14 protein-coding genes and 2 pseudogenes are annotated in these 17,607 nt (G+C 52.1%); 6 read left to right on the top strand and 10 right to left on the bottom strand.

Going from position 1 to position 17,607, the window contains the following annotated elements; all coding sequences use genetic code 11:
* Nucleotides 1–733: 733 nt before the first annotated feature.
* Together ACR0CG_RS22715 and ACR0CG_RS22710 are read left to right on the top strand one after the other, a co-directional pair.
* Nucleotides 734–1,150 carry an Hsp20/alpha crystallin family protein gene (locus ACR0CG_RS22715; protein WP_170603058.1) on the top strand — a complete coding sequence of 139 codons (417 nt, stop codon included), beginning with the start codon at nucleotides 734–736 and terminating at the stop codon, nucleotides 1,148–1,150.
* 250 nt (nucleotides 1,151–1,400) lie between these two features.
* Nucleotides 1,401–2,246 (top strand): universal stress protein, encoded by an 846-nt coding sequence (locus ACR0CG_RS22710; protein ID WP_480527711.1) that lies wholly within the window; start codon nucleotides 1,401–1,403, stop codon nucleotides 2,244–2,246.
* 197 nt (nucleotides 2,247–2,443) lie between these two features.
* Here the strand turns inward: ACR0CG_RS22710 and ACR0CG_RS22705 are convergent, their stop codons facing one another.
* The 7 genes and pseudogenes from ACR0CG_RS22705 to ACR0CG_RS22675 all read right to left on the bottom strand — a co-directional run bounded on the left by ACR0CG_RS22705 (nucleotide 2,444) and on the right by ACR0CG_RS22675 (nucleotide 8,598).
* A complete protein-coding gene (locus tag ACR0CG_RS22705) occupies nucleotides 2,444–2,797 on the bottom strand; it encodes a thioredoxin family protein (protein WP_480527714.1) in 354 nt (117 codons plus the stop codon).
* 18 nt (nucleotides 2,798–2,815) lie between these two features.
* Nucleotides 2,816–2,899 (bottom strand): annotated as a pseudogene (locus ACR0CG_RS22700) (thiol reductase thioredoxin); the annotation flags it as partial.
* A gap of 63 nt (nucleotides 2,900–2,962) precedes the next feature.
* Nucleotides 2,963–3,376: a c-type cytochrome gene (locus ACR0CG_RS22695; RefSeq protein ID WP_480527709.1), complete on the bottom strand. Its 414-nt coding sequence runs from the start codon at nucleotides 3,374–3,376 to the stop codon at nucleotides 2,963–2,965.
* 142 nt (nucleotides 3,377–3,518) lie between these two features.
* Nucleotides 3,519–4,226 (bottom strand): annotated as a pseudogene (locus tag ACR0CG_RS22690) (IS6 family transposase).
* Nucleotides 4,227–4,281: 55 nt separating this feature from the next.
* Nucleotides 4,282–5,799 carry a bifunctional aminoglycoside phosphotransferase/ATP-binding protein gene (locus tag ACR0CG_RS22685; RefSeq protein ID WP_170680627.1) on the bottom strand — a complete coding sequence of 506 codons (1,518 nt, stop codon included), beginning with the start codon at nucleotides 5,797–5,799 and terminating at the stop codon, nucleotides 4,282–4,284.
* 43 nt (nucleotides 5,800–5,842) lie between these two features.
* Nucleotides 5,843–6,322, bottom strand: coding sequence for a cytochrome c (locus ACR0CG_RS22680; RefSeq protein ID WP_170680630.1), 480 nt, complete (start codon nucleotides 6,320–6,322; stop codon nucleotides 5,843–5,845).
* Nucleotides 6,323–6,597: 275 nt separating this feature from the next.
* Nucleotides 6,598–8,598 (bottom strand): AMP-dependent synthetase/ligase, encoded by a 2,001-nt coding sequence (locus tag ACR0CG_RS22675; protein ID WP_480527706.1) that lies wholly within the window; start codon nucleotides 8,596–8,598, stop codon nucleotides 6,598–6,600.
* Between ACR0CG_RS22675 and ACR0CG_RS22670 the strand changes: the two genes are divergently transcribed.
* The gene (locus ACR0CG_RS22670; RefSeq protein WP_480527704.1) at nucleotides 8,516–9,781 is read left to right on the top strand and encodes an aminotransferase class I/II-fold pyridoxal phosphate-dependent enzyme; all 1,266 of its coding nucleotides are present in this window, start codon (nucleotides 8,516–8,518) and stop codon (nucleotides 9,779–9,781) included. The two genes, ACR0CG_RS22675 and ACR0CG_RS22670, sit on opposite strands and share 83 nt — an antisense overlap.
* A gap of 12 nt (nucleotides 9,782–9,793) precedes the next feature.
* Nucleotides 9,794–10,576 carry an SDR family NAD(P)-dependent oxidoreductase gene (locus tag ACR0CG_RS22665; protein ID WP_170680639.1) on the top strand — a complete coding sequence of 261 codons (783 nt, stop codon included), beginning with the start codon at nucleotides 9,794–9,796 and terminating at the stop codon, nucleotides 10,574–10,576.
* A 4-nt stretch (nucleotides 10,577–10,580) separates the two neighbouring features.
* Here ACR0CG_RS22665 and ACR0CG_RS22660 read toward each other — a convergent pair whose 3' ends face one another.
* From ACR0CG_RS22660 to ftsH, 3 genes are all read right to left on the bottom strand, one after another.
* Complete coding sequence (locus ACR0CG_RS22660; protein WP_480527702.1) at nucleotides 10,581–11,639, bottom strand: hypothetical protein; 1,059 nt, start codon at nucleotides 11,637–11,639, stop codon at nucleotides 10,581–10,583.
* Entirely contained in the window at nucleotides 11,629–13,119 is a 1,491-nt protein-coding gene (locus ACR0CG_RS22655) for a GH3 family acyl-acid amido synthetase (protein ID WP_480527700.1), read from the bottom strand. The genes ACR0CG_RS22660 and ACR0CG_RS22655 overlap by 11 nt, the downstream gene beginning before the upstream one ends.
* Before the next feature lie 462 nt (nucleotides 13,120–13,581).
* On the bottom strand, nucleotides 13,582–15,495 hold the full coding sequence (ftsH, locus tag ACR0CG_RS22650; RefSeq protein WP_170824818.1) for an ATP-dependent zinc metalloprotease FtsH: 1,914 nt from the start codon (nucleotides 15,493–15,495) through the stop codon (nucleotides 13,582–13,584).
* A gap of 345 nt (nucleotides 15,496–15,840) precedes the next feature.
* Here ftsH and ACR0CG_RS22645 point away from each other — a divergent pair, with 345 nt between their 5' ends.
* Both ACR0CG_RS22645 and ACR0CG_RS22640 read left to right on the top strand, forming a co-directional pair.
* Complete coding sequence (locus ACR0CG_RS22645; protein ID WP_170680650.1) at nucleotides 15,841–16,368, top strand: universal stress protein; 528 nt, start codon at nucleotides 15,841–15,843, stop codon at nucleotides 16,366–16,368.
* Between the two features lie 58 nt (nucleotides 16,369–16,426).
* Nucleotides 16,427–17,458 carry a zinc-dependent alcohol dehydrogenase family protein gene (locus ACR0CG_RS22640; RefSeq protein WP_480527697.1) on the top strand — a complete coding sequence of 344 codons (1,032 nt, stop codon included), beginning with the start codon at nucleotides 16,427–16,429 and terminating at the stop codon, nucleotides 17,456–17,458.
* Nucleotides 17,459–17,607 lie beyond the last annotated feature (149 nt).

Raw genomic sequence — 17,607 nt, 5'->3', positions numbered from 1 at the left:
TTTTGAAGTACTTGAAAGAGGCAGGTTTGGTCATGGGCAAAAGCTACGCAACCGCCCTGCCCCGCTCAAGCAAAGTTCTTCTGACAAGACCCCTGAGACCGACTATGCCCAGATCGAAACGCCAACCAAGGCGCTTAAGTACTTCGCTTCTAGACGCGGGCAATGATTCAAAACGCCAATTACGTTGAAGCAAAGCGGAAATCGTCGACACGGCAAATTCTGATGTGGGATGCACATTCACTTCTCTCTAAATTTAGTGCTTTTCCAAGGTGAATGTCGAGGCAGTGAGCGATGTGATTATTCCTCCCACGTAGTGAAGGTCCGACGGCCGTAATGCCAACTGCTGTAACTGCGTTAAAGTCTGCTTTGGGCTGATTGTGTTGAAAAACTCGAAAATTCGGCCACCTCAATTTTCCGCCAATTTCCATTGCGCCATCAAAGTCGACACCAATTGCCCAGAGAGGGCCATGACAGCCTCTCACATCGCCAAACCAGTGTTTTGGCCGACCCCCTGGCCAAAAATCTCGACGACCTCTCAACGGGTAATTTTTTCACTGGTTTTCGGCAAAAACGGAGTTTTTCAACACAATCGGCTCGAAGCGGACCTTCGCTGCACTCGGTGTGAACGACTGCTCCGCGGACATTGCAGCCAAGCCCTTTTGATCCGTATCAAGGACGGGGAACGGCGGCCAGCTCAACATCTCTCCAACCTATCAAAGAGGAGAACCTAATAATGGTTGAGAAATCTCACACCAGTGGCTTCTGGCCTTCGCTTTATGAACCTCTTCGGCAGGCGGGGACGCGTGTATCCGAATGGTTGGCCCCCGCATCAGAGGCCTCAGGATCGGAAGACACTTACCGTATAAGCGTCGAACTGCCAGGGGTGGCTGAAGGAGACATCGACTTGAGTGTTCATGACGGTGTTGTAACGCTGAAGGGCGAAAAGCAGACCGAACGCGAAGAGAAAGGTGAGACATGGTTCTTCTCTGAGAGGCAGTATGGCTCTTTCAGTCGGTCTTTTCGGCTGCCGCCGGACGCGGATGCCGGCAGTGTCGATGCACACTTAAAGGATGGAGTGCTGACCATCACTATTCCTAAGGTCGCACCGGCAAAGTCGGAAGATACCAAGGTGCAGATCCGCAGATCCTAGGGCGATACAACTTGAACGTTACACTCAGTGGGACGGCTGCTTCGTGAGCTAGCAGACGCTGGAAGAAAATATGGCCTTGACCACAACGCGGACAATGTTGCCGCTTTCCGTGTCAGCGCCTCTCTCCCAAAGTGCATGGGAGAATTGACAGGTTAGAATTCTATACGACGGCGAAAGGCGTGTGGCCGAAATACAATTCATGATACAGTTGAAGGCCTCCGACTGGCGCCAAACTTCAACGGAGACCCCTATGGAACGCCGAACCATACTTTTTGTTATGAATGTTAAAACCGAGGACCACGAGATCGGCAAGGTTGCGGAAATGGCCGCAAGAGAGGACCATCATTTGCTTTGTCTTATGCTTGATATGGCCCCAGCCTTGCCTGCATATTCCTACTCGGTTCCGCCATATGGCGGGCTGAATATTCCGGACGATTGGAAGGAGACCCTAGCCTCCACGCAAGCTAATCTCAAATTCCGGTGTGATATCATTGAACAGCTGCTCGCACAGAGAAATGCGTCGGGGGAGGTTGAGGCTGTCCTTACTGCAAGCATGGATACCAAACATGTCGTTGCGCGTTTTGCCCGTGTCAGCGATGAGGCGATCTTTTCTCAAAGTCTGCGGGAGACCCGCGATCTGATGACCGAAGCGGCATCCGGCGTTTTGTTCCACTCACCGATCGGATTTCGGATCAATGCCAACCTAGCACGAAATTCCGAATGCATATTTGTCGCCTGGGACAGCAGCGAGGCCGCGTCTGCAGCAGTTCACGCCGCCCTACCGCATCTGCTGGACGCGCGCGAGGTGATTATAGGATGTATCGACCCTGTGACCACGGTTAACCGTGACGGGCAGGATCCCGGAACCGATGTGGCCACATGGCTCAGCCATCATGGATGCTTGGTAACCTTGTCACAGTATCCCAGCGGTGGACGCTCCGTCGCCGATGTTATTCAGGACCGCGCGGCGGAAGCCGGCTCAGATCTGATCGTGATGGGAGCATACGGTCAGGCCCGGATGATCCAGACTGTTTTGGGCGGAACGACCCGGTCGATGGTCGAACAGACCAAGTTACCGGTCTTCCTCGCCCACTGAGAAACCCCCAGCGGGATCCGCTTTTTTTGAACGAGCACTCTGCGGACAAACCTGCTGGTTAACGGCCAGACGAATAATCTCGGGGTTGGTTTTGTAGTACTTTAATGGCGATCTTTTATTCATAAGCTGAGGCCACGAAAGCCCCCTGCTCCGCATCAAGCCAAGTGCTTCTGACAAAACCTAGCAAGGATCATCGCTCATTCCGCATGTCCATCAAGTGTCGTGCCAGTGCTTGTGCCGACCCAGTCTGCTATGTCGCGTGCGGATATCACGCCAGTCCGCCGTCCGATTTCTTTGCCACCTTGGAAGGCAATCAGAAGTGGAATGCCACGGATGCCATACCGGGCTCCCGCCGTCGGAAATGCCTCAGTATCGAGCTTGGCGAGGCGCGCGCGACCTTTGAGCGCCTGAGCGGCCTTGGCGAACTCTGGCGCCATCATGCGGCAAGGCCCACACCATGCGGCCCAAAAGTCCACAATCAATGGAACGTCGTCGATACGTTCCGCCTTCTGTAAAACGTCGAGAGAGACATCGATGGGAGCCCGGGGCACGAGCAGGGCACCACATTTTCCACATTTAGGAGAAGCGCGCAGACGGCCTTCCGGAACCCTATTTCCCTGACCACAGGCGAGACAAGCAAGCTTCAAACTCATATGCTAATCCCCCTTATCCTTCTGTTCATCAATAATTAGCCTTTCGCTCAGCTCCATATTTCTTTAGGGAAGAAAAGACTTTGGAGTGGGATCCTGCAGTGCCTCAAGGTAATTTGCGATCGCGATCAGCTTAGTGGGCATTAGGATTGGCTCACCATTGCCTCTATCGAATTCACTCATTTCATTGTCCAAAAGGTCGACAATAATCGGCATATCCTCTCGCGGGAGAATGTTGCGGGAATACCCGCTCAGTATCTCCATGATCTCAAGAGCGGGCCACACCCCGTTGCGCCGCGCTGCAATTCTCGTCAAGTCTGGCGGCGGTGTACTCAAACGCGCAGCCACAGGCCCATCGCCCTTTCCATCAACACCATGACAAGACACGCAGTTTTGCAAGTACAGCGGTTTTCCGGTAGTTGTTTTTTCTGTAGTGGTTCCCATCAAAAGAAGAGGAACCATAAGCAGCCAATATTTCATACGAGTGATCTTTCCGAAACGGTGCATCAAAGTTAACGTTTCTTTTCAACCAGTACTTTGATCCCGGTCAATTGACTAATCACGGCTTAGGTGCTGTCAGACTAATTCAAACCAGTCTCAGCTAGGCCAATATAGTTGCCCTTTAAGTTGCACCAAGTTCGCGCCACTCGGCGAGAGCAGCGTTACGTGTCAGCTTGAAAGTGTCTCGGCTGGCGAGCGATCTTTCTTAGTTGAAGTGGCTTCAGATAGAGGGGTTGACGGATGCGAATTTCTGCAAACTTCGCATGCGCCTGAAGCATTGCATGGCGCGTTCTCGTCGCCGGAGAGGAAGATGCGAATTCTCTACCCGGTTGTTGAGCCTATGGCCCTTTAGTTGTTTTTCGAGAGCACCCAAATCTCTGAGCGCCGCCTTGTAGGATGCGAAGAGGTTTGTGACTATTTCCTCTGCACAACCGCGTCGCTTCATCAATTTCTTCAGAAAATTTGACTCTGCAGTTTTGTTTCGGCGTTTGGTGACAACGGCTTCCAGCACTTCACCTTCGTGATCGAGGGCCAGCCAAAGATAATGCAGCTTGCCATTCACCTTCACGAAAACCTCGTCCACGTGCAACTTCCATTTTGAGAATGCGCGCAGTTACTGGACGCGTTTTCTGCGGATCTCTGCGGCGAAAACTGGACTAATCCTGTTCCGCCAGTACCGGACAGTTTCATGGCCAACGTTGATGCCTCGCTCATGCAGCGGATCTTCGACATTCCGAAGCGAGCGCGGGAAGCGGGTGTATAACATCACCACAAGGCGGATGATCTCGGGGCTGGTTTTAAAGTACTTGAAAGAGGCAAGTCTGGTCACGGGCAAAAGCTACGCAACTGCGTTGCCTGCCTCAACCCAAGCTCTTCTGACAGTTTCAGGCCAGCGTTTTCAAAATCTTCAACCGCGTTTCTTCTATCGTACAAGAGGTCTTAATATGGTTCCAATCAATCGGACCCAAGTGCTTTTGCAACTGACTTTCAAGCACTCTCGGAGTCGCATCAGAAGCTGATTTAGGCCGTGTCTGAACGCGTCGTTTGAGTTCTCCCGGCGCCGCGGTTAACCAGATGCCGTCGAAGCGAACGCAAGCTTCTCGCGCGACCAGTTCGACTTCCTTCCTTCGGCTAGGGCGATCGTAAACGGCGTCGACCACCACCGCGCTTCCACCGCTTAAAAGTGAGCCGGCTCGCTGCGCCATTGAACCATACACCCTATCCGAAACCTCAGGCGCATAGGCATGGTCCGGCAACTTGGTGTGTGGATCGCACCCAAACATTGCTTTGCGAGTCCTGTCACTTTCTATCACCCTTGCACCCGGCGCAGATCCGATGGCAGGAGCGATTGCACTCGACATAGTCGACTTGCCGCTACCACTGAAGCCGCCGATCGCGACTAAGCGTGGCTTCGAGGCACCCAAGATAGATATTGCCAGATCGTAGTAACTGCGGGCGTCTTGCCGCTTGTCGTTTGCGTCTTCGACATGTGGGTCTTCGGATTGGGTCGCGAGGACATGCGCTCGGACCGCTGCTCGAAGAGCAATAAAAAACGGCAAACAAGGGTAACCGTCTTCTTCTTCCGAAACATCTAGATAGTGATTTACGACGAGGTTCGCGAACTGAAGTAAATCTCTGTGCCAAAGGTCCATAGCTAAGAAGGCTAGATCATAAAGAACGTCAACTGTCGCCAGTTGGTCATTGAAATCGATGCAGTCGAAGAGTCTGGGGCGCCCGCCGTAAAGGCAAATGTTTCGAAGATGAAGGTCACCATGGCACAGTCTAACGCAACCACGCGCGGCGCGTTTGTCGAGGATAGGTGCCTTCTGCTTCAAGTCTGCGTGAAAAGCCCCGTCCATTAGGTCAACTTCAGCCTTGGAAAACACCGAACTTTGCTGAAACCCCGCATGATTAATATCTAGGACGGCTTCGATATTTTCACGCCCATTGGCTTGGACCTTTTTTGCCAACTGATGAGCTTTGGCGATCGTCTTGGCCAGGACACTCATCACGTCCGCATTCAACTCTCCACGCACAGCCATTTGGTCCAGAATTGCATCTTGATCGAAGCGTACCATCTCAACAACTGCGTCAACAAACTCGCCCTGCCCGTCCAAATTCAACCCTGAGCCGCTTCGAGTAATGTGCCGCACGCCGAGATAGATTTCGGGCGAAGTGATTTTGTTAAGTTGCAACTCCTTTGCGCATGCCTCTGACCGAATTTCAGAAGTTGAGAAGTCTGCATAAGGCAAATAGACTGCCTTCTTCAGCTTGTATGCTCGACTTCCGGCAAGAAAAACGATTGAGATATGTGTTTCGATAACATCGATTTTATTATTGATGCCGTACGTGGCTGGGTCCGACAGGAAAGCCACTACTTCGCTTTGGTCTTCAACAATCATCTTTGCCTCCGGTGACCAAGAAAAGTCTGTTTCGGCTCGGTGTTCACGGCACGTAACTAAGCGGCTTGGGAGATTGAATGCTCTCCAGATACTCGGTCAACGCGATGAGTTTGGCAGGAACTTCTGCTACCAAGCCATTTCCCGTATCAAATTCGACCGTAGAGCCTTCGCTTAACTCGGCGATAACGGGCATGTCCTCACGTGGGTTCGTTGTTTTTAGATAGCCATCCAAGATCGACATCACTTCTAGCATTGGCCAAACCCCGCTTCTTCGGTCGGCAATCTTGGTCAAATCCGGAGGTTGTGTTTTCACGGCTGTCGCCGCAAGCCCATTTCCCTGTGCATCAACGCCATGGCATTTGGCGCAGTGTGCGATGAATAGATCTTCGCCTTGTGTTGGAACTGTTTCCGCCAAACTCTGAAACGGATAAAACACGGAGCCAACCAGGATTACTGCCGTCAGTTTTTTCATAGTCTCAAGCCCACTAAAATTGAGTTTTTTGCCCTTCAAGATTTGAAGCAAGTCAGCGTCCTTAGGGGTGCCAACTCCACTTGTTTTCGTTGACTTCGGAAACGGCTATTGGAGCGGGCAGCAAAAAGCGAAAAACAGCTTAACCACTTAACAAGCCTATCTTAGCATTCGAAACCCGTCCAACTCCTTGATGTGGGGCAGATGACCAAGGATTGGATTCGTTTGAAAGTTCACACCGTTTTCGTATTTGTCACCCGCTGGCATACAAAAAAGACCCTGCATTGCGCGTGCGCCAATGGTGGTAAGGCGCAACAAGAAATATGTATTCAGCGGTAAAGATCTGAGAGTGCTTTCTCATACTTTGCTAGAACTCTAGCTCGCTTAGGCTTTAGTGTCGGCGTGATTAGACCGTTTTCTAGACACCAGGGTTCAGTCTCGATGACAATGTCGCGGATGCGGGCAAAGGGCGGGATATCTTCCAATCTATTTGTTAGATATTCAACCAGATTCCGTCGAACTTCTTCGGACATTGGGTTAGCTAAGGAAACATCCGTCTTTTCGCACCAAGCTTGGAATTTCGGTGCATTTACAACGACAACCGCCGAGCACCATGGCTTGCTATCACCCAACACACAGACCTGTTCGATCAGAGGATCGGCAGCCAGAGCTGCTTCTATAGGCGTTGGATTGACGTTTTCCCCGGTCGATAGCACGAGGATGTCCTTTATTCTTCCCCTTATATAAACACGCTCATCGATTATCTCGGCCGCATCGCCTGTACGAAGCCAATAATCTTGATCGAAGGCATCGTTTGTCGCGTCTGGGTTATTCCAGTAGCCGATCATAGCGCTCGGTGAGTGGATCAACAGTTCTTGCCGATCACCTATTTTTAGTTCGCTGCCCGGAAGCGTGAAGCCGACGCTGTCACAGCGACGATCATCAATTGTCGACCCGGTTACTGCAGGTCCAGCCTCTGTGAGTCCGTACCCCTGAAGCAGCGGGATTTCCATTGCTGCGAAAAACCTAGATGTATCTGCGGACAAAGGCGCACCACCGCAAACCAGCATTCTAATTTGCCCCCCGAAAACTTCGTGCACACGCCTGCTGACACGTCTACCGATCAGGGTCCAATAAAGGTTAGCCACAATAGAAGGAGGCGGCAGTTTATTTTCAACAACTTGCCGACGGCGCCAGCCGATTGCCTCTGTCCAAGCTAACAGCCTGCTGGCTATTACCGAACCTTCTGCTTCCGAAATCACTTTATCATGGACTCTCTCGAAGAGTCTCGGCACCGCAAGCATGACGGTCGGACGCAGAGCCCGCATGTCTTCAGCCAAGTCTTGAATGGAGCGCGCGAAAGCCACCGGGCTGTTCGCAAGCATGGGACAGATATAGCCCAGGGTTCTCTCGAATGCGTGGGCCAAAGGAAGGACGGACAGGAATAAGTCCTTTTCGGAAATTGGATTGATTTCGCCCACAGTCGCCGCGTTCCAGAGGAGCGCTTTGTAAGTTAGCATCACACCCTTAGGAGGCCCCGTAGTGCCGGAGGTGTAAATAAGTGTCGCCAAATCATCTGGCGAACCAAATTCACCTCGATCTTCTTTGTAACTTCCGATCTCTATGTCGGGGCAAACCATCGCTCGACCTTTATTCGGCCCTTCCCCACTAACCAGCCAAACTTGTTTCAATACGGTCAAGGACTTACGTTCAGCCCCCAAATCTTCCCATCTATCGATACTGTCGGTCACACATAAAACTGCACCGCTGTCGCGCAGAACGTGACAAATATTGGCAACACTATCCCGCGTGTAGACCGGAACAGTTACCAACCCCTCGCACATGGCCGCCAGATCAGTGACTATCCAATCGACACAGTTCGGTAAGAAAATCCCGATCCGATCCCCGGCGCGCAAATCAGCTTGCGCGAAGGCAGCGCGGCGTTTGACAACACGCTCATTCACCATGCGCCAAGTCAGTGTCCGCCAGGCACCGTTCACGAATTGAATATAGGCGGGGCTATCAGGCGTATCGTTGACCCTTGCTTCGAATGCTTCGGGAATCGTCTGGCACAGCGCTACATCCGCCCCGCTGGTTGGCGATTTCTCAAGCATGTTTAATTTTCCGAGATCGCGTTCAAAACCTCCATGATTCAAATCAATTTCATTCAACGTTTGGCGGGTTAACCTGTCGGAGTGCGCCTTGAACGGCTCGACAATTCGAAGCTTGGAAAGAAAGGTTCGACTTATGGCAGGAACTACTTCTTCACCAGCTACACGAATAATGTCCTTGACGAAACTCGTGCAAAACTCAGGGCTGTACCCAAACAACCCTATCGTAAACAGCGCGACGACCGAGCCTGTGATATGGGTCGACGGTCGAGATCATCTGCTATTTTGCTCCAACAACCTACTAGGCCTTTCCAACCATCCAGACGTCAAAGCAGCGGCCCAAAAAGCACTGGAGCGCTACGGGCTCGGATCCGGCGGATCACGACAGATGGCAGCGAACATCGATGTTCACAGAGCGCTCGAGCAGCGTATCGCCGAATTCGTTGGCCAAGAAGACGCGATCTGTTTTGCGGCAGGGTACATGGCTAACGTCGGGGTGATCCCTGCGCTTATGAAAGTAGACTTTCTTCAGTCTTTGGCCGAAACCCATCTTGGCCATCCCAGCCAAGACAAGCTTGGAGAAAATGACGCCGTTGGTTGGGAGGTGTTTAGTGAAGAACTGAACCACGCAAGCGTCGTAGACGGCGTCCGCCTTGCTAAGGCGAAGATCAGCAGGTTCCCACACAAGAATATGAAATACCTCGCTAAGGCAATTGGCGAATCGAAAATGCCTTCCAAGCTTTTGGTAAGTGATGGCGTTTTCAGCATGGATGGAGACATAGCTCCAATCCCGGCGATGGCCGATTTGGCTCGCGAGCACAATGCCATGCTGATGATCGATGATGCACACGGGGTCGGTATGCTCGGGGCCAATGGACGGGGGAGCCTCGAACACCACGGGGTCGCCACAACCGACGTGGACTTGCAAATGGGGACATTTACAAAGGCTTTTGGAGGCGTCGGTGGATATGTTTCCGGGGATCAGGAAGTAATCGACTTTTTGCGTATTTCTGCACGGACATACATCTTCTCCGCACCATTGCCGCCAGCCATCGCAGCCGGGGTAACCGAAGCTATCGACATTGCTGAACGCGAGCCTTGGAGACGCGAAAAAGCGCTTGAGAATGCATTTTATTTCAGACGTGAAGTGGAATCCCGTGGGTATGAAACTCTTGGCAGTGAAGCACACATTGTCCCAACCTTGATTGGCGACGAACTAAAAGCGGCCGAGGTTACCCGCCTGCTTAGACATCGCGGTATCGTCGCACCACATGCTCGTTACCCCGCTGTTGCGCTCGGCCAGGCTCGCATCAGGTTTGTAATGACCTGTCAACACGAACGCGAGCAGATTGACTTCCTGCTGGGTTGTCTTGCCGAAATGCGTGAGACCCTGAACCTTTAGGAGCGCGTGACGTTGGAACCGCTAGACAACAGAACGGCACTCATTACAGGAGCATCTTCGGGGATTGGGCGGGCATTTGCGGAAGAATACGCATCCGAAGGCGTCAATTTACTCATCGTCGCACGTCGGAATGATCCCTTACAATTGTTGGCGTCACAACTGCGATCAAAGTACGGAATAGACGTCCAAGTTTGGGTTGGAGACCTTGCTATCCCTGAGACGCCTCAAAGTTTGTTCGATTATCTGATTGAGCAAAACATCCAAGTGGACATCCTTGTGAACAATGCCGGGTTCGGCGTTCCTGGAAACCTGTGTGAGGTGGAATGGGACAGGCATCGAGAAACCATCGAAGTCATGGGCGCGGCTCCAGTGCGACTATGCTATCTTATTGCTCCCGCAATGCAGGAAAAAAGATCAGGGCGGATCATAAACGTATCCTCGCTGGCGGCATTTGTTCCACCTCACGCAGGAGGAACACTGTACTACCCTTTAAAATCGTACCTTGCTCAGTTCTCAATCGCATTGCGGGCGGAAATGAAACCAAGCGGCGTGCACGTTACCGCTGTGTGCCCCGGCTTCACACGCACGGGATTTCAGGCCGCAGCAGGTGGAACAGTAGAATCCGTCACGATCCCAAAGTGGATGTGGAGCGAGCCGAATGATGTCGCGGCTACCGCGATACGCGCCGTAGAAAAAAACCAACCAATCTGTATCCCGGGTTTTTTCAATAGGGCTGTGGCATTGTTCTTCAAGATCATACCCGGTTCGCTGGGACGCAAGATAGTTGGCGAGTGACCGATCAGAAGACGTCACCAGCACTCACCATTACAGGACCGTTTCGCAACTTCGCGATCATATCCTCGCCCATTCCGACTACGTCGATCCTCAATTTAGCTGAGCCTGACATGGCATGAGATAAGAGGCCCATTTTTCCACATTCTTGAATGCGACGTAAAACGCCGCTTCGTTCATCAAGCATTATCAGGCCAATCTTGGCTTGGTAATGATGCAAGCAGGCTTCCAATAGCTTAAAGAACACCGCTTCCTGTCCCTCTTTCACGACCAGATTTCCAAATCTGACGACCCTAAGATCCTGCAAACAGAAAACGCTATTTAGCCCAGGCAAATATGGGAGAATCCTAAGAAAAAATGCCCCTTGGATTCCGGGCATCGAGACGATCGACCACCTCAACAGTTCTGCCTGAGCAAGCGCTATTATCGCGTCTCCTTCTCTTACAGCAAAACACTCATCCGATTTGAATGAAGAGCGGAAGTCGGTCAATTCGTGGTCTTGATAAGCCTGCTCCAACTCGGCCAAAACCTGTTCCGCTTCCTCGGGACGGACCATGCCCACTTTTGGATCCTTGCGCGGAAAAAACCGCGAAAAAAGAGCCAGAGGTATGTTGGCCTCAACCGTATGACCAATCTGATCCGATAGGTGGAGCGAGTATTCAGTCGTTTCTTCGACATAGGCAAATCCAAACCCCGGTGTCCCGACGGTCGAGGTGCAATAATTCCGAACATGCTCAATCAGCTGCCCTGCAAGTCCCTCGTGCTGTCTATCAGGCCTAGTCGAGGCCATTACAAAGTGGAAACCATGGCACCTTTTCCCCGCTAACAATTTCAGACACTTATCCAGAACGAAAACGCAAAGCTCTTGCCCGGCATCAGACAAAACGAAAAAACTTGGGTCACGTAACCGAGCCAACTTATTTGGGACATCAATAATGCGGTATTTCGTGGATCGGCTCCCCCAGACTGTATGTCCGAGCAATTCAACGGTTGCCGCCGAAGGTTCATCCGATCGCGTGATCAGTCTGAGTAAGCTGGGGTCTTGCCAAATCACCTCAACCGTCATGAGTTTGACCTTCGTTTGACTGGCTCAAAATCGCCTTGCGCATGTCATCGAACAAACTGGCATCTGTCACGATCCTGGGAACCTTATATTGACCGCCCAAGCCACGACGAGATTTCATCCATCTGAGGAAACCTCCCGAGGAAACGAAATTCACCACTGGTGCTGTAAGCGCGAGACCTTTTGCACGTAACTCGGAATAATCTTCATTTCGGCTGCACAAGACTTTGTCGACTTTTGAAGCGAACGTTTCCGCAGCATTCGGATGAGGTTCTCCCTCTACTTCGACGAGATAGAGATGGCGATTGCGCTGATCTTCGCAAACTGCGCCCACACTATAGTCGACAACGGAGAGTCCTGTGTTCGATGCGGCCACAGCTACTGCCTCCGCGATTTCCGCTTCAATCAGATGTTCACCGAAGACGGACAGCCCGTTTTCCACTCGCCCGACCACCAACAAGCGCGGTGGCGAGAGATCCAAGAAGCGCACAATATCCCCTACAATATACGACCACAGTCCGGCGGCTGTCGAAATTGCCAAGGCGTAATCAACTCCGGTTTCAATGTTTCCAACCCAGTACCGTTCGGGATTTTTGGAATGGAGCTGTTCCGCCGGAATAAACTCAAAGAACACATGACCATTCAGGTGCAGGCGCATACCCTCCCCGTCGCCTCGGTCGGCGTAGGCAAATACGCCCTCGCTGGCAGAGTACATCTCTCGTGTTTCTGCGTGGCCTCCCTGCATCAGCGCCACAAACCGCTGCCGGTACGGAGCGAAATTTACGCCACCGTGAACGATAAGCTCTAGGTTTGGATACCAATCGACTAGTTTTACTCCCGAAGTGTCCCGATCTTTTGCGAGTTCGTCCAAAAAGATAAGCAACCAGTTTGGTGAACCCCCCAAAAAACGCACGTCTCTCTGCAAAGATAGGGGTGCCAGACGGCGGATCTTTTCCTCCCAATCTGCGATCCCGGCAATATCGGGGGTTGGCAACACTCGACCCTCAAACCAGTTTGGCATTGCACCTGCAGTGATGGCACTGACGGAACCCACATCCACCTCTGGAGTGGCGTGCTGCAAGTCAGTTGGGCCGGTCAAACCAAGTACAGAGCCCCCCAGCACCCTGCTGCCCGGTCGATTAACAAAGTGGTGACACAAAAGATCTAGAAATCCGCGCGCCGCAGAACGCCGCATCTCGGTCGAATATGGAATGTATTTGGAGCGACCCGTTGTTGTCCCGGAGGTCATTGCAAAATGCGGAATTCGCCCCGGCCAAGTTTGGTCGATGAGATCGGGGTATCTTGCCTGCCACCACTCCTGCCAGAACTCGACGTATTGGCGGATAGGCACTCGCTGCTGGTAGTCTCTGAGTTTGGAGATTTGGTCAAAGCCATGGGCTTGTCCGAACTTCGTTTTAGACGCGCGGCGAACAAGCCTAGTCAACAGCGTCGATTGAACAACAGAGGGGTTCTGTCGATTCAAACTCCAAACCCTAGCCTTCGCGTACCGACGAGCCAATGGGCTGAAGTCGATCATGCGACTGGATCGGCTAATTGCTCGTGTCGGTTGAGGTTTGTTCATCGCCTAGGCTGCCCAGTTCACAAGGTTAATTTGCGAAAACGATTACTTCTCCAGTGTTTCACACTTGCCATTGACTGTCGGCTAGACTCTCCGTTGTAAAATTCGCATAGCGCGGCGCCTTGTACAGCAAAATGTCCGTTTTCCACGAATACGTTGGTCTCGGCCTGCGCTACCGCTGACAGATTTCGGCATATTCTATCGAAATCTTTTTGGCCTCCCAACTTGAGAACCGTAGCTGTTCAAGTGGCGCGCCACATTGATTTGGCTCAAGCACCGTTGGCCTGACTTTGCTGTCTGCACTGAACCAAAGAAGTTGAACATTTGCTGCGTGGCCAGCGAACACAGTAGTTGATAATCTTGGTATCAGTTCTGCGGAACCGCCGGTATTTTGGTCACCGAACTCCGAGTTTGCTGCGGCTGCTCAATTGTACGTTCTGGATCCAGGCAGGCCTGAATTTCCGAGAAGTCCAGAGTTTCATTTTTTTCAAGCGCTGCAATCAACGTCTCGACCTCGGGCTTGTGCTCTTCGAGAGTGGAAATTGCTCTGGCTTCGGCGTCAATGAGCATTTTCATAACCGCCCGGTCTACTTGTGCTGCCGTTGTATCAGCTATGTTCGTCGGCTGCGCGATTGTACGTCCCAGAAATGGGTGGTCGTCGCTTTGCCGCAGGTCGATTGGGCCGAGTTCTTCGGTCATCCCCCACCTTGTCACCATACGTCTGGCGGTTTCGGTAGCCCTTCGGATGTCGTCGTCAGCGCCGGAACTGACCGTTCCCAGGAATAGTTGCTCAGCCGCTCGCCCCGCAAGCAACGCAACAATCTGATCTCTGAGAAACGTTTCACTAAGGGTATGACGCTCTGCTTCCGGCAATGAGTGTGTCCCCCCAAGTGCGTGACCTCGCGGAATAATCGTCACTTTGTACAAGGGGTCAGCTTCTGGCGTGAAATAACAAACGGCGGTGTGTCCAGCCTCGTGCACGGCAAGACGGTGCCTTTCTTCGGGTCGTATCGCAAGAGTGCGGACAGTCCCCATCATCACTTTGTCACGCGCTTCATCAAGGTCGTTGCGAGAAATCAGATCAGCTCTGCGCCGCGCTGCTCCGATTGCGGCCTCATTGAGCAAGTTTTTCAGGTCAGCCCCCGAGAACCCCGGCGTTCCTGCTGCGATCCAACCCAGGTCGCCAGTATCTTCAAGCGGCAGTTTTCTTGCATGTATGTCAAGAATAGCCCGCCGGGCATCTTTCTCAGGCAAGTTCAGTGTTACATGACGGTCGAAACGGCCAGGCCGGAGTAAGGCTGGGTCCAGCACATCTGGCCGATTGGTCGCCGCCAGCACAACAACAGATTCTCGGCCACTAAATCCATCAAGCTCGGCAAGTATCTGGTTCAGTGTCTGCTCCCGTTCATCATGACCACCGCCAAGCCCTGTTCCGCGAGTACGTCCGACGCTGTCCAACTCATCGATAAAAATAATGGAGGGAGCAGCCTTACGCGCCTCTTCAAAGAGTTTACGCACCCTTCCTGCGCCAACGCCGACGAAAATCTCAATAAACTCGGAACCAGATGTCGAAAAGAATGGTACGTCGGCCTCGCCGGCAAGGGCTTTGGCCAGAAGCGTTTTGCCCGTCCCCGGGGGGCCAACAAGCAAAACCCCATGTGGGACCTCAGCGCCGACACGGGCAAAACGCTCTGGGTCGCGTAAAAACTCTACTAACTCTATTACTTCGCGCTTAGCCTGATCCTGCCCCGCGACATCTTCGAAGGTTACCTTTCTTCTAGCTTCGTTTGGTTTTGAGAAACGACCGCTTAGTAGACCACCAGAAATACCTCCCGGACCGCCGGCTATCCCGCCCGTCATTCGTCTTTGAAACCAGAAATACAGGGCCAGGATAAATATCCACGGAATAAGATAGACGAAGACCGAGGTTCCAGATGGCTCAATCGCAGTAACATCAACACCGTTATCTTCCAGCAGCGCCAACAAATCCGGGTCGCTCTGGCTTGGCACAACGGCCCGGAAAGCTTGCTCACCATCCCCGTCTGCAGAGGTAGCGCGAACCGTTATGCTGTGATCACTTAATTCTGCTGAACGAACCCGTCCCGCACGAATGATCTCTTTCACGCCGCTATATGAAATCGTCGTAGCGGTCAGATCGGTAGGCGGCGCAAAGAAACTTGCGACAATTAAAGTTCCCATCGTGGCAACAAGCGCAACATAATAAATCCACTCTGGCCATTTTGGCCCACTGCCGGGATCTTTCGGTGGCTCTTGTGGCATAAGCGAAATCTTTCAAACAGACTGGTACTTGCGTCCGCAGACAGCACAACCTCAGACCCTCAACCAACCACACAGACTATGCATCCTTGATCAAGGCCCAATCAAATAATAGTCGACATTGCATTATCTTAGCAAAACCAAATGCAGATTTAGCTGAAGTTACATGCGTTTGAACAAACCGCTTTTCACGGCAAACCTCCAGGCTTCAACACCACTCGAACCTCGGTCAAAAGGTTGGCAACGGCGGAAATCGCAAGTTTCGAGTTCACTGAGGCTATTGACCTGCATCAATGCATCTTCCTCTGATACCCGTCAGTCTTGGCCTTTCAAAACGGAGGGGAAGCAATGATTTCGAATATCTTGGTCGCAACTGACGGCTCTGAAACAGCTGATCGTGCCGTTGAATTCGCTACAGACCTGGCGCTCAGACTGGATGTGCCAATGACTATCGGCCATGTTCTTCAACATGGCGCTCGCATTGAAGAATTGGGCCGCATGACTGAGGTCGAGCACTTAGTTCAGCAAGTCAAAAGCGATGTGAAGCTTCATTTGGGCGACATTCCATCCAATATTGACGCGGTATTTTCGGGCCCCCTGTCACGCGCAGACAGAGAGCGTATCATCACAGTGATTGGCGAGAAAATCGTTGATGGAGCGGCGCGACGCGCGAAGGATGCAGGCGCGAAGAGCGTTTCGACACGGGTAAACAATGGGGATTACGATGAAGGCATCCTAAAAATGGCCAGTGAAATCGGTGCAGACACAATAGTTATAGGCCACCGCGGCTTGGGCCGGGTTCAACGGATCTTTCAAGGCAGCGTTTCGCAAAAAGTCAATCAGCGTGCAGACTGCACGGTGATTACCGTACGCTAAAATAAAGCAAACGGACCGGATACTATTCTGTGGTACCGACGCATTCAGAATTTCTGCAATGCGCTGCGTCAATGTCGGCAACAAAGGAGATCCAGAGGAAAAAACTATGCGAGCAATGGTTTTTGGCAATGCCGTCTCAAAACTGGAACTCAGAAATGTTCCGACCCCGAAACCCGCCGCCAACCAGGTGCTTATCAAAGTTCTGGCATGTGGCGTGTGTCGAACCGACTTGCACGTTATTGACGGCGATCTTTCTGAACCAAAGCTCCCGCTTATCCCTGGGCACGAGATCGTTGGCTGCATCGAAAGATTGGGGACCAATGTCGAAGGTTACCAAGAAGGGCAGCGCGTTGGTGTGCCCTGGCTCGGGCGAACGTGTGGGAATTGCTCTTATTGCCTGGAAGGACGGGAAAATCTGTGTGATCACCCCGGGTTTACTGGCTATACGATCAATGGAGGATACGCCGAGTACTGTGTCGCTGATGCCAAGTTTGTTTTCCCATTGTCCGAAAAAGCTGACCCCGTTTCCCTGGCACCTCTTTTATGTTCGGGCTTAATCGGCTACCGAAGTTTAAAACTCGCAGGCAAGGTCCAGACACTGGGCATCTATGGTTTCGGCGCCGCCGCACACATTCTTTGCCAGATTGCGAAACATCAGGGTATTGAAGTTTTCGCCTTTACTCGAGATAGCGATATAGCCGCGCAAAATTTTGCGCGAAACCTTGGTGCAAGTTGGGCAGGAGGCTCTTCGGAGACGTCACCATCACCATTGGATGCCGCAATAGTTTTCGCTCCAGTCGGAGCTTTGGTGCCTGCTTCGTTAAAGTCTGTGCGCAAGGGAGGCCGTGTTATTTGTGGGGGAATCCACATGAGCGATATTCCAAGTTTCCCGTACGCCGATCTTTGGGAAGAGCGATCAATAGCCTCCGTCGCAAACCTTACGCGTCAGGATGGCAGAGAATTTTTTACTCTTGCTGAAGCTGCAAGTGTTCGGACGGAAGTAATTCCTTATCCTCTTGAGAAAGCCAACGACGCGCTTGATCACCTTCGGGAAGGCAAGCTGCAAGGAGCAGCGGTGCTTGTACCTTAGACGTTCTGCCTGCATTTGTGCGACGTGAAAAGCCTGAGTTCTGGAACAGGCGAAGCAGTTGTCCGTCGTCAGGGATTTTGGGACAGATGGCGCTCTGATCTAAGAGAGGATGTGGCTCATCTGGTTGGTTTGATTATGCGGCGGATTTG

It is taken from the genome of Ruegeria sp. AB8 (genome assembly GCF_056542605.1).
Note: the sequence above shows the minus strand (reverse complement) of the source record. Positions and strands in the feature narration are given on the sequence as shown.

Bases quoted from the DNA above. Each gene is read 5' to 3' on its own strand.
- ACR0CG_RS22715 (WP_170603058.1), top strand. From the start codon at position 734: ATGGTTGAGAAATCTCACACCAGTGGCTTCTGGCCTTCGCTTTATGAA.
- ACR0CG_RS22710 (WP_480527711.1), top strand. From the start codon at position 1,401: ATGGAACGCCGAACCATACTTTTTGTTATGAATGTTAAAACCGAGGAC.
- ACR0CG_RS22695 (WP_480527709.1), bottom strand. From the start codon at position 3,376: ATGAAATATTGGCTGCTTATGGTTCCTCTTCTTTTGATGGGAACCACT.
- ACR0CG_RS22685 (WP_170680627.1), bottom strand. From the start codon at position 5,799: ATGATTGTTGAAGACCAAAGCGAAGTAGTGGCTTTCCTGTCGGACCCA.
- ACR0CG_RS22670 (WP_480527704.1), top strand. From the start codon at position 8,516: ATGGCAGGAACTACTTCTTCACCAGCTACACGAATAATGTCCTTGACG.
- ACR0CG_RS22660 (WP_480527702.1), bottom strand. From the start codon at position 11,639: ATGACGGTTGAGGTGATTTGGCAAGACCCCAGCTTACTCAGACTGATC.
- ftsH (WP_170824818.1), bottom strand. From the start codon at position 15,495: ATGCCACAAGAGCCACCGAAAGATCCCGGCAGTGGGCCAAAATGGCCA.
- ACR0CG_RS22645 (WP_170680650.1), top strand. From the start codon at position 15,841: ATGATTTCGAATATCTTGGTCGCAACTGACGGCTCTGAAACAGCTGAT.
- ACR0CG_RS22640 (WP_480527697.1), top strand. From the start codon at position 16,427: ATGCGCTGCGTCAATGTCGGCAACAAAGGAGATCCAGAGGAAAAAACT.